The following is an 11,628-nucleotide window of genomic DNA, read 5'->3' as shown; positions in this document are numbered from 1 at the left end:
TAATCAAAGCTTATTGAGAATGGTGCAAGATCTTATTCTATACCCACTTGGTTTGAAATAGCGATCGGCGCGGTTGACTGCTGCTAACCGGAAACAGCTTGATTGCGGGACAATCTCTCAACGAGCATAGGGCCCTTTTTTCAAAACCTTAGCCAAAGCATTATCGTTATCTCGCAAACCTTCGTAAAAAAACATCACTTCTCCTTGAATCCCGCAAGAGCGGTTGTAAGCAATTACTTGCAACAACAGTTCGGGAGTTATGCTATATTTGCTGCCTCGATTCGTCAACAAAATACCGGGCGACACGCACTTTACTTGCTGGCCACTAAGCTGTCCCCCAATCATTTTATCGACCAATTGTTTGTAAGCATTAAAATCGCGGCGATAAAACTGCGGGTGAAACACATCGACAAAGTTTTTGTCAACCCAAGCTTTAGAATCTTGCAAATATTCCACCAATCCCCAGTCATAAGGACTCGGCGACATCGATAGCAACAAATCGGGATTAATAGCTTTCACTTCTCGGTGTAAACGAGCTACAAACTCAGTAATAATATTAGCACGCCACTGCAGCCAATGTTGTTCTTTACAATCCGACGGCGCTGCTTTACCGCACTCTTCTAGATAGCGTTTAACCGTTTTTTCGTCGTAACCGCCTTCTACCGGAAACGCAATGCGATCGTCTCCTTGAACCCCGTTTACCGGATAATTCTTAGCAACTTCCAGCATCAACCCCAGCACAAAGTCTTGCACTTCCGGGTCAAGAGAATTCATCCAGTCAAAGTTATTTTTCTTAAGTAAATTGCCGCTGGCATCACGGGCGGTCCACTCAGGTTTTTTCGCCAGCAAATGACCGCCCTTGCGATTGTAAGAACTCACAAATCCGTATTCAAAACAAGGAATTACTTTTAAACCAACTCTCTTGGCCTCAACACATATTTCTGCTAAGGGGTCGCGACCTTGATAGCGCGAGTCAATTTCCACCCCAAATTTTTCCCGCATAATTTTAGAAGGATAAGCCGTATAACCCTGGCTCCAAATTATAGGAAAAACGGTATTAAATCCCGTATCGGCGAGAAAGTCCATTGCCTCAGCAATTCGCTCTTTTGATGTGAGAACTTTGGAGTCAGTGGTGGTTATCCAAACGCCGCGAATTCCACCAGGATTGTTAGTCGCAAACGAACTGGGCAGCGTTGCTGGATTTGGTGCAGAAAATCCAGTCGTGGCCAACCGCTGTTGGAGGGAAGAGGTAAAACTGCGAATTGCTGATTGGAAAGGTGTGAAAAATCCCATTTATTTATTTATTTAATGTTTTTTTGTTGTAAAGTAGGCACTGCACCCGCTACGTTATTGATTGGTAGCACCCGGTATTATTTATAGATAAGATGCGCCGAAGAACCGCCTATATTATTTATGGATAAGGTGCGCGGCGCGCACCCTACATTCATTGGTAGCACCCGATATTATTTATGGATAAGGTGCGCGGCGCGCACCCCAAAATTGTACTATCCAGCTACTCCCGACAACTTCTGGCTCAAAGCTTCTTTCAAAAGTTCTGCCTTATCAGTTTCCTCCCAAGGCAACTCTAAATCAGTGCGTCCGAAGTGACCGTAAGCCGCCACATCTTGATAGAAACGGCCGCCTCTTTCAGCAGGCAAATTCTGCAAGTTAAATGCTTGAATGATTCCTGCAGGACGCAGTTCAAAATGCTGCTTCACAACTTCTAAAAGGCGATCGTCATCAACTTTTCCAGTGCCAAAAGTTTCGATCATCATGCTAACAGGCCGCGCAACGCCGATCGCATAACTCAACTGCACTTCGCACTTTTGGGCTAAACCAGCCGCTACGATATTTTTAGCAACGTAGCGACAAGCATAAGCCGCGCTGCGGTCTACCTTGGTGGGGTCTTTCCCAGAAAAAGCGCCGCCGCCGTGACGGGAATAGCCGCCGTAGGTATCCACAATAATTTTGCGGCCCGTCAAACCCGAATCTCCTTGAGGCCCGCCGACCACAAATTTGCCGGTGGGGTTGACAAGGAAGCGAGTTTCTGCATCCGGCTTCACGCTAATATCGGCAAACACGGGTTGGACGATAGCAGCCCAAAGGTCTTCTTTGATTTTGGCTTGAACTGCGGCTGTGTCTGTGATGTCGCCGATCGTTTCGGTGTGCTGCGTAGAAATTAAAATCGTATCTATGCCAACAGGTTTGCCGTCCTCATAGATGACTGTAACTTGGCTTTTGCCGTCGGGACGCAGGTAAGATAACTGACCGGTTTTGCGGACTGCGGCCAGTTGACGGCAAATCCGGTGCGCTAAACTGATCGGCAGAGGCATCAATTCCGGCGTTTCGTTGCAAGCAAAACCGAACATCAAACCTTGGTCGCCAGCGCCGATGGCGTCCAATTCCTCTTCACTCGATTGTTCCCGGCTTTCGTGGGCTGTGTTCACCCCTTGAGCAATATCGGGAGACTGAGAATCAAGAGCCACCAACACTGAGCAACTATTGGCCGAAAAGCCGTTGTCAGCGTGGATATAGCCAATATCGGCTATTTTTTTCCGGGCTAATTCTATGTAATTTACCTGAGCTTTAGTGGTAATTTCGCCCGTCAGCAGCATTAAACCGGTGTTGACGACAACTTCTGCTGCGACGCGGCTTTTGGGGTCTTCAGTCAGTAAGGCATCTAAAATCGTATCTGAAATTTGATCGCAGATTTTATCGGGATGGCCTTCAGTGACCGATTCAGAGGTAAACAGGTAGCGGCGTGACAATGATTATTTCTCCTTAGATAGGGGCTCTTCCTGCGCGACATCGACGACCGACGAGTTATTTGTCAGGTAAAGGCTCAGAACGATCGCGTCTGGGCTACCGTCGAATTTTTGTCGATCTGCAGAGCCGTGTTGAAGCAGGGTTTGAGAGTGGGTAAAGTGACACTACTATAGCAAAGTCAGTTCCGGGAAGTCCCTAAAAACTTAGATTTTTTAGGATTGTCGATCGATCTTGGACACCGTTCGTCTATCTCCTAACCTGACAAAGGTAAGATAAAGTCAGGGTATCGCCTTGTGCAACGACTATGGCAGGACTCCAAAAATTACCAAACTCGATCCAAACAGTTGCCGACCTAGAATTTCCCGGCGGCCCCATACCGCTTGACTCTCGATTTTATATTGAACGCTCAGGGGCCGAAGCCCTGACCTGTGCAGAAATTAGCAAACCCGGAGGCCTCGTTCGCATTAAATCTCCCAAAAAAATGGGCAAAAGTTCGCTGATGCTGCGGATAATTGACGCGGCAGTCGATCGTGGATACCGCACAGTAAATGTAGACTTTCAGCAAGCCGACGCAGCGGTTTTTGCTAGTTTAGATAAATTTTTGCGCTGGCTTTGTGTCAATGTCGCTCGGCAACTCAAACTCGAACCAAATATCGATAAATTCTGGGATGAAGATATGGGCAGCAAGGTAAGCTGCACTATTTACTTTGAAAACTATTTGCTCGCAGAAATTGACAGTCCTGTTGTTTTGGTTATCAACGAAATAAATCGAGTATTTGAACGCACCAATATTGCTCAAGATTTTCTGTCGGTGATCCGTTTTTGGTACGAACAAGCTCGCGCTAGCCCAACTTGGCAAAAACTCCGAACTGTGGTTATTCATTCGACAGCAATTTATATTGATTTGAATGTTAATCAATCTCCATTTAATGTAGGAATGCCGATTAAACTCTCAGAATTTACTGTTGAACAAGTTCAAGATTTGGCGTGCAGATACGGACTAAACTGGAGCGATCGCAATCCGATAGAGCAATTAATGAACATGGTAGGCGGGCATCCTTATTTAGTGCATTTAGCGCTGTATCACCTGGCTAGTTTGCTGCAAAATCGCCTGTCCGTCGAACGGGAGGAACCGGGGGAGGAACTGGGGCGAGCCGAATTGGCAGAACTGTTAACAGCAGCTCCTACTCACAGCGGAATTTATAGCGACTACTTGCAAAATCAGTCGCTCGCCATTCAACAGCAGCCCGAACTCGCCTCCGCATTCCAACAAGTTGTCGATGCTAAAAATAGCATTCACCTCGAACCTTTGATGGCTTATCAGTTAGACAGCATGGGACTGGTCAAATTAGAGGGAAATAACTGTAGTTTGTCTTGCGAATTATATCGGCTGTATTTTCAAGGGCAAAATTTGTGCGAGGACAAGTGGTCGGCTGTTGGTTTGGAGGAGTTGCAGCAAGAAAATCAAAGGCTGCAAGCTTTGGTGAATGTGGACGAACTTACTCAAATTGGCAACAGACGGTATTTTGATAGTTGCTTGCGAACCGAATGGAAACACATGGCTCGCGAGGGTTCTCCGATATCTTTAATTTTGTGCGATCTCGATTATTTCAAAATATATAATGATACCTACGGACATCAAGCTGGAGATGATTGTTTGCGATTAGTAGCTCAGACAATTCGCCGATCGCTCCAGCGTCCTGCTGATGTAGCTGCTCGCTACGGTGGCGAGGAATTTGCTGTTATTTTACCTGAAACTGATGCGTCGGCGGCTCTGGTTGTTGCCGAACAAATTAGAGCGAAAGTGAAAGATTTGAAGATTGTTTTTAACCCGCAGAGTCTTGACGGCCTGCCTAATTCTGTGGTAACGATTAGTTTAGGAATTGCCAGCGTTGTTCCGAGCGAGGAAAATGAGGCCGTAACGCTGCTACTGGCGGCTGATGACGCTCTTTATGACTCGAAAAGGGAGGGGCGCGATCGGCTCACTATGAGTACGCTTTTAAATTTTCGATTTGCTGCTGTTAATTAGGTATTTCCTGGGAAATATAATTCGTTTCTACACATACAAAGTCCGCCTGCGCGGACTCTGAAAAAACGATAGTTGAGAACTGGATTTGATATTAATAGCGGGGGACGGTTCGATCCACCACCATTGAGTAAGCATCTATGCCGCCAACGACATTTTTAACGTTGGTAAATCCTCGCTCAGTTAACCAATGGCACATTTGAGCCGATCGCACTCCGTGATGGCACAGAACTAAGGTTTCTTTGTCGCGATCGAGTCTAGCGTCAATTTCACCAGACCATTCGGCAAACTCGCTCAGCGGAAAAGCTACAAATCCCGGCAGCGCCGCGAGTTCAATTTCGTCAGGTTCCCGCACGTCTACAAGCTGCAATTTCTCAGCATTGGTTTCTGCTAATTGGCGAGCTAATTCTTCGACTGTAATTTGAGCAAAATTTTCTGACATTTGATTAGAAGGAAGAAATCAGTTAGCAGTTGGCAGTTGGCAGTTGGCAGTTGGCAGTTGGTAGTTGGCAGTTGGTAGTTGGCAGTAGCTAATAGCTGTGGAATAACAAATAACAACTAACAAATAACAACTAACAAATAACAAATAACAACTAACAACTAACAACTAACAACTGACAAATTAATTGACGGGCGAAGGCGGTGAAATTAGCTCCACAGGAGGGGTAGGTGCAGGACGCCCGTCCAACTGGCTCACGCTGTTGCTGGGGTCAAGACAAGTGGCGATTAACCGGTCAGTGGGAAAGTCGAGCCTGCCACTCAAACCGACTACGCATTCAGCAAACTGTTGTGGCAATAAACTGCGGCGGCATCCATCGAGCACTACGAGGGGAGCAGCAGGTTGAGTTCGACTTTTGCCGTTAATATTCACTACGCAAGTAGCCAATTCGTTGGGGCGCCTCACCCGCCTACAGCTTGAGAGCGCTTCGACACCAGAAATATTGGTTTTGCGGTTGATTTGGAGAGCGCATTTAGATATGTCGCGGGGGTGGAGGGCATCAGCACAAGCGGCGGCGGCGGCCTCTGCTCCCACTCCGGCGTCGATTAGTTCCAGGGCGCAGACGCGATAGGGATTCCTAGAGCGAGGGATTCTAATCGTGATGGCTGATGCTGGTGAAATTGGCAGTGCTGTGGCTAACAAACCGAGTGCTGCTAGCTGCGTGCCGAGAGCCAATATCCAGCGCCCGGTAGGGCTTGAGGCTGTCGGTGCTGGTTTTGGGGAAGAAGTGCGACAGAAATTGCGGTTGTGCATGGCAGATCGAGTAGTGAGTTTTTTTGGCTGATTGGGGCGATCGAGCGATCGGCTTTTCCTTGAGAATTTACCGCACATTATGGATCGCGCTGCGGTCGATCGTTTTTTTATCGATCTTTGTTGGAATTTTGACCGTTACACACATATAATATAGAGTCTGCATAAAATTGCATACAGATATTAGAGAGGAAAATAAATGTCTCGATATCGAGGCCCCCGATTGAGAATCGTCCGTCGCCTGAAAGAGTTGCCGGGTCTAACCCGCAAAACCCCCAGACGAGATTATCCGCCTGGACAGCACGGTCAAAACCGCAAAAAGCTCTCTGAGTATGCGGTTCGTTTGCAAGAAAAGCAAAAACTCCGTTTCAATTACGGTGTGACGGAACGCCAACTGCTCCGTTACGTCCGCAAAGCCCGCCGTGTCACGGGCTCCACAGGTCAAGTGTTACTGCAATTTTTGGAAATGCGCTTGGACAATACTGTGTTTCGGATGGGAATGGCTCCAACCATTCCGTCCGCTAGACAATTGGTAAATCACGGTCACATAACTGTCAATGACCGTGAAGTCAATATCGCCAGCTATCAGTGCAAGCCTGGTGATGTGATTGCGGTGAAAAATAGAGAGCGCTCGCGCACAATGGTAGAAGCTAATCTCAAAGACCCAGGCTTGGCTCACTTGCCGAATCACTTGGAATTTGATAAGCAAAAACTAATTGGCAAAGTTAACGGCGTTATCGAACGCGAGTGGATTGCTCTACAGATTAACGAACTGCTAGTGGTGGAATACTACTCGCGGCAAGCTTAAGTTATTAGTCATCAGTCGTTGGTCATTAGTCATCAGTTGGTTGCTAGCAGAATAATTAATAATTGGGTAGAAACCCAGTTATTGATTTATTGCTACTGAATAATGAGGACTAAGGACTGAGGACTAAGAATTCATAATTTTCAACACTCCCACCCCCTAAAAAGGGATGGGATTTTTTGAAGGTTTCGCTTGTTAACTTCCTTGAGTTGCCATTTGCTCAGACGAGACCTGGCTGAGGGCATTAGATGATGTCCGATCCCCAAATTTTTCCTTTAAAATGTTTCTTCTCCGGTTGGTTCGTGGTGGACAAGACCTCGCTTTTGAAGGCGATAATTCGCTACAACGGGGTAAACAACACCGCGTATCCGATTGATCGCACCTACTGGACGATGAACTGCTAAGCCGTTCCAGGGAGAATATCTCAGGTTTTCGTTGAAATCAGATTGTTTTTCATAATCAATAATCTGATGCTTGACGGTAAGACGACCTACTCTCAAGAAGGGTGATTCCTTTTCCTTCCAGACATTGATACCATCGTCGATCGGCATTTTTAGGCTGGTTTGGAACTGGATGCCAAAATCCCACCAGTATTCGGCATCAGGTTTCGCCAAGGCTTGAATTAGATCGTCCCGATAATAATTGTCTGGTTTATTGGGATCTAAACCCAAGGCTTTAGCGCGATCGACAAAAGGAATTTTAGGGATTCCCGGTCGAGATTGTTCTGGAATTATCTCGTGAGGTGGTTTGGATGAAACCGGAGTAAACCCATACTTAATTACCGCCGGATATTCGACAGGAACTAGACCAGGCTGGGAGGGATCGAAATCGGGATAGAGACCCAAAGCAGAGGGTGAACCGCTCCAATATTTGGCTGTTAGCAAACTCTTCGGAGTCCGGCTACCAGTAAGCGTCGAGACCGCTAGAAAGTGTCTGGGATGTCGTATTAGCCACTTTTTCAATGCCTCTGGTGATTCAACCAGAGCAGAAAAAAAGCCGTAGTAGTCTTTGATGGTTTGGCTCACAAATATCTCTGAATTGTGAACAATGATATCCTGGGTTTTTGACTCGTGGCTTTGCGCGAGTCGTTCCCCTTCCACCCCCATCACTTTCACTGATATTGAGCGCGAATCTTTTTGGTAATCAGGGTATACTTTGGTAGCCCCGTTAGCAAATCGCAACCAAACAGGATATTCCTTGGGTTTTGCTAGCACACCTTGCTTAAGGGAAATAGCATTGAGTCGCGAAGAACTTAACGAAGCGCGTTTGCCCAATTCGCGTTTAATCGCTTCCTCATCAAAGTCAAAAATTTCCAGAGTTCCTTTAACGCAAGCATGAGTTTTGGCGTGAGTATCTCGCAGCGCCCGCTCCTTATTGCCGTAAAGATTATCCATCCGAAGCTTGGCCTGCTCAACAAGAAGATCGTAGTATTTGAGTTCGTCCTGTTCCGGATATTCGGTAAATAACTTTTTGTTCATAACATAACCTTCGGTTAATCGCTAAAAAAGGCTCTACACAAACCGTTGCATCTGTTAAACAGTATAACTGCTGGTGCAATTGCTTCCGAATTGCCGTAGCCGATCGCTTGCGAAAAGATCGCCTTTTTCTTCCTCATTTTTGAGGGCGCAGGTGTGTTTGCGCCCCCCACTACCTTGAGTCTTAGTTGTCAGCTACAACTTAAAGCTCGAAGGAGACTTTGTACTTAGGATCGCTTGGAGGAACATTACGATTCACTAAATCAGAGACTGTTTTGGTATTTTGGATAATTTCCCAACCAACCTCAGAAAAAGTTTCCTTATTGAAGACTTTAGGCGATAACAAAGGATTAGTTAAAGCTTGGGAGAAAGCATCAATGCCAATTATCCGTGCTACTAAAGGCGGAATTGCTGAATTTTTGCGGACATCTTCAGCGTACAATCCCACAAATAATTCAATCTTATCAACATGACCGTACAACTCTTTTAATTTCTGTTGAGCGTATTCGTCACCCGTAATTTGATTGAAATCAGTCACCCTGGGATAACCACACATTTCGCGGTAATCGTTATAACTGGCTAACTGCGCCTGCCGTCCGAGTTTAACAGATGCTAGTTCGGTAGCATCAATAAATGTATAGGGTGTTCCTGCGATCTTAAAATCAGGTGTGTTAAACAAACCAATTCTAGTGCCTGGTTGGGAACAAGTTTCTTCCATCAATGCACCCAACCCTTTATCGATTAACATCTGATTATTCCAGAGGGAATCGTACATGGATTGTTCTTTACCCTCATAGATAAAGGTTTCCGGAATCGCACTATGCCAGCGATAGACAAAACTAAACTCAATCGCCATCCAATTTTCTCGATACCAACTTTCCTTGGTAAAAGCTTCAGGATCGGCAAAGAACCTAAAATTATAGGGCGTAATGTGGAAAATGTACTCTTCCATAATGATATTGAGAATAATCACCATGAGAATATTTCTCGCGGTTTGAAAGAGCCTCTCATCGTCCCATTCCGGATAGCTTTTGGACAAAACATCACAAATTCGATTATGCTCCCTGATACATAAAGTGTTGAGCATGACATAGCCAATTTGGACGTTTGCCCGTTCAACTCCCATTGCAAATAGCTTGCTTTTCTTTTCGGGGGGTTGTCTTTTCTCATCATTAAGGGGTGCATGAAGACCTTCAAATTGAGGATCGATAATACCCTGCTCAGGGTCGGCATAATAAAAGAGTGGATACTCTTCTTCTACGCCATCTTTGCGCTTGAGTTTTTGGGTTTTAAATTTGCCGTCTTTGAAAGCTCTGAGCATATTTGTTTGTTTGCGGGTCAACCCGTAAACATTACACATATCAATCTGATGGTTGGAGGTATTTTTGAAGCGGTTTTCCTGATCGATCCGGAGAAAACTATCTGTAAACCACTGCACCCAATAGGGAAATAGCAGAGTGGATTTTTCCGAATAAATGGTTTTTCCATCTCTTTTTTGGAATAAGGTCTTTACTTTGTCGAGTGGTGGTAAATTCCCTTCTTTGTTGAATCCTGGGTCGGGAGGTAAATGTCGCCCAGTATAAGTCTTGTCTGTAAGTGAATCCCAAGAGATGTAGGTATCAGTTTTTTTGGGAATATCTGTCCCTGGAATTTTGGGATCTAAGCCCATTAAGCTATAGGGAAGCGGGCGAGTCGGAAGTTTGTAAATGATGCTATTTAGAAAAAATTTGTTTAGTTTACGTTTCAGAGGCTCGTAACTTTGAACTAAATCCCAAATTGGTTTGAAATGAGTCAACGTATATGCTAAAGCTTTGTTGCTCAATCCATCTCTAGATGTATCTCTTGTCATGATTCCTTGTCCTTTCGATTGTTGTAGATTACAAAATTTTCTGATGTTCGGTTCTGAGAGTTTGATAAAGTTCGATCATTTTTCTATATTTTCAATTACTTTGGAGAGAAGTTTTTGCAGATTCTTAGGCCGATAGTCTTGGCTCTTTTTTAATCGCTCGATCGCGCTTTCATGAAGATCCTCAATGGTCTCTCCCACCTCGCGCCACTTGATTCCTGCCAATTTGAAGAACCCAGGATTGTTTTGAAATGGAACCTTATAATCAGGCTTGATATCCTCAATGGCTTCTGGCTCGAATTCAAGCTTCAATTCAAGGTCACTGATTTGATCCAACATCCACTTCAAAACAGCATCTGATAACCCGCGGTATGCTGGGGTACCACCGCCGATGCAGCCATGCTCGCCTGGAAACCAAACTTGACGAAGCTTCTGGTTCGGGGCATCAGGATTTTTCTTCATCAGGGTAACATCAAAGACTTCGCGAATTTCGTCGATCGCAACGGCGTGCAACGCATTCTCAATATCCTTATTTAAAGTGGTGTCGTGGAATTTGTACCTTGTTTTGATCTGTCCCTCAAACTTCTTCAAGGCGGGTACAAGAGGAATACCGAGCGCTCCAACGGTGTCGAAACAACCAAGCAAGGTAATCGGGACGCGATCGCCCCGATCTTTGCCGTTTTCTTTGCGGAACCTCTTTGCTTCCTCATCATTTGGTTTTATGCCTCGGTTACGGTAAAGCTCGTAAGCTTCTGATGCCTTGGTAACATAACGGCGGGATAGGAGACCGGAGCAATAGATCATCCCCGCTAGACTCCTGACTGTGTAAGCACCGCGACTGAACCCGAATAGATAGATTTCGTCACCGCGATCGTAGTTGAAAGAAAGAAAACGATAAGCATCTTGTATATTTTTATCGATTCCCAGCCCAGTGACTCCGCCCACAATCTTGTTACTGTCTACTCCAATTCCCTCGTCATAAAACACGATCTGCGGAACCCCGTCACTGGCTGTCCGTTTCACGGCCTGGGCAACCCTAACCACATTAGTTGGGCACTGAGTATCTAGTTTGTTCCAAGTTCCATCACAGCAAACGATCAGACGTTTCCCTGGTTTCGTCATTTTTATATTCTCTCTTTGAATCTGAAAATTTGATAGCGACCTGTAATTGCTAATCGGTTACTTGAGATTCCCCGTTCCCCTTTTTGGGTCGCTTCAGGCAAGCCCTCCTAATTTCTTGCTCGACGAAATTGTTATCTGGTTGGGCAATCTTTAGCTATTTCGATTCTCAGGATATTAGTCCCAAAACACTCTATAGTCTAGCTGGCTGTATTAAAATGTTAATTTTATTTATTTTTCTTAAATTAAAATATTTACAGTGTGAAATAAGCTGTTCGACATCTAAACTGCATCAACTCGCGTTACCTTTGTTTTTGATCTTTCGGTTCCATTTCATAATTA

9 protein-coding genes are annotated in these 11,628 nt (G+C 45.3%); 2 read left to right on the top strand and 7 right to left on the bottom strand.

Features of this window, described 5'->3' with window-relative positions; genetic code table 11:
- Nucleotides 1-117 precede the first annotated feature (117 nt).
- Together QUA33_RS22105 and metK are read right to left on the bottom strand one after the other, a co-directional pair.
- Nucleotides 118-1,293 carry a family 10 glycosylhydrolase gene (locus QUA33_RS22105; RefSeq protein ID WP_333096196.1) on the bottom strand — a complete coding sequence of 392 codons (1,176 nt, stop codon included), beginning with the start codon at nt 1,291-1,293 and terminating at the stop codon, nt 118-120.
- A 212-nt stretch (nt 1,294-1,505) separates the two neighbouring features.
- Nucleotides 1,506-2,768 carry a methionine adenosyltransferase gene (gene metK, locus QUA33_RS22100; RefSeq protein WP_333151178.1) on the bottom strand — a complete coding sequence of 421 codons (1,263 nt, stop codon included), beginning with the start codon at nt 2,766-2,768 and terminating at the stop codon, nt 1,506-1,508.
- A gap of 302 nt (nt 2,769-3,070) precedes the next feature.
- Here metK and QUA33_RS22095 point away from each other — a divergent pair, with 302 nt between their 5' ends.
- Nucleotides 3,071-4,795, top strand: coding sequence for an AAA-like domain-containing protein (locus QUA33_RS22095; protein WP_333151176.1), 1,725 nt, complete (start codon nt 3,071-3,073; stop codon nt 4,793-4,795).
- 91 nt (nt 4,796-4,886) lie between these two features.
- On the opposite strand, the gene QUA33_RS22090 is transcribed toward QUA33_RS22095, so the two are convergent.
- Nucleotides 4,887-5,234 (bottom strand): rhodanese-like domain-containing protein, encoded by a 348-nt coding sequence (locus tag QUA33_RS22090; protein WP_333151174.1) that lies wholly within the window; start codon nt 5,232-5,234, stop codon nt 4,887-4,889.
- A gap of 180 nt (nt 5,235-5,414) precedes the next feature.
- Nucleotides 5,415-6,122 (bottom strand): hypothetical protein, encoded by a 708-nt coding sequence (locus QUA33_RS22085; RefSeq protein ID WP_333151172.1) that lies wholly within the window; start codon nt 6,120-6,122, stop codon nt 5,415-5,417.
- A gap of 118 nt (nt 6,123-6,240) precedes the next feature.
- Here QUA33_RS22085 and rpsD point away from each other — a divergent pair, with 118 nt between their 5' ends.
- Nucleotides 6,241-6,849 (top strand): 30S ribosomal protein S4, encoded by a 609-nt coding sequence (gene rpsD / locus QUA33_RS22080; protein WP_006631941.1) that lies wholly within the window; start codon nt 6,241-6,243, stop codon nt 6,847-6,849.
- A gap of 272 nt (nt 6,850-7,121) precedes the next feature.
- Here the strand turns inward: rpsD and QUA33_RS22075 are convergent, their stop codons facing one another.
- The 3 genes from QUA33_RS22075 to QUA33_RS22065 form a co-directional block, all read right to left on the bottom strand.
- Complete coding sequence (locus tag QUA33_RS22075) at nt 7,122-8,324, bottom strand: catalase (RefSeq protein WP_333151170.1); 1,203 nt, start codon at nt 8,322-8,324, stop codon at nt 7,122-7,124.
- A 199-nt stretch (nt 8,325-8,523) separates the two neighbouring features.
- Entirely contained in the window at nt 8,524-10,170 is a 1,647-nt protein-coding gene (locus QUA33_RS22070) for a peroxidase family protein (RefSeq protein ID WP_333151168.1), read from the bottom strand.
- Nucleotides 10,171-10,245: 75 nt separating this feature from the next.
- Nucleotides 10,246-11,289 carry a DUF2235 domain-containing protein gene (locus QUA33_RS22065; protein ID WP_333151166.1) on the bottom strand — a complete coding sequence of 348 codons (1,044 nt, stop codon included), beginning with the start codon at nt 11,287-11,289 and terminating at the stop codon, nt 10,246-10,248.
- Nucleotides 11,290-11,628 lie beyond the last annotated feature (339 nt).

It is taken from the genome of Microcoleus sp. Pol14D4, from assembly GCF_036701245.1.
Taxonomy (GTDB): domain Bacteria; phylum Cyanobacteriota; class Cyanobacteriia; order Cyanobacteriales; family Microcoleaceae; genus Microcoleus.
The sequence above is the reverse complement of the archived record's forward strand: the minus strand, read 5'-3'. Positions and strand labels throughout refer to the sequence as shown.

What these genes read in the sequence shown, in the direction of transcription:
- QUA33_RS22090 (WP_333151174.1), bottom strand. Translation starts at nt 5,234, where the DNA reads ATGTCAGAAAATTTTGCTCAAATTACAGTCGAAGAATTAGCTCGCCAA.
- QUA33_RS22065 (WP_333151166.1), bottom strand. Translation starts at nt 11,289, where the DNA reads ATGACGAAACCAGGGAAACGTCTGATCGTTTGCTGTGATGGAACTTGG.
- QUA33_RS22085 (WP_333151172.1), bottom strand. Translation starts at nt 6,122, where the DNA reads ATGTGCGGTAAATTCTCAAGGAAAAGCCGATCGCTCGATCGCCCCAAT.
- QUA33_RS22075 (WP_333151170.1), bottom strand. Translation starts at nt 8,324, where the DNA reads ATGAACAAAAAGTTATTTACCGAATATCCGGAACAGGACGAACTCAAA.
- QUA33_RS22105 (WP_333096196.1), bottom strand. Translation starts at nt 1,293, where the DNA reads ATGGGATTTTTCACACCTTTCCAATCAGCAATTCGCAGTTTTACCTCT.
- QUA33_RS22070 (WP_333151168.1), bottom strand. Translation starts at nt 10,170, where the DNA reads ATGACAAGAGATACATCTAGAGATGGATTGAGCAACAAAGCTTTAGCA.
- rpsD (WP_006631941.1), top strand. Translation starts at nt 6,241, where the DNA reads ATGTCTCGATATCGAGGCCCCCGATTGAGAATCGTCCGTCGCCTGAAA.
- QUA33_RS22095 (WP_333151176.1), top strand. Translation starts at nt 3,071, where the DNA reads ATGGCAGGACTCCAAAAATTACCAAACTCGATCCAAACAGTTGCCGAC.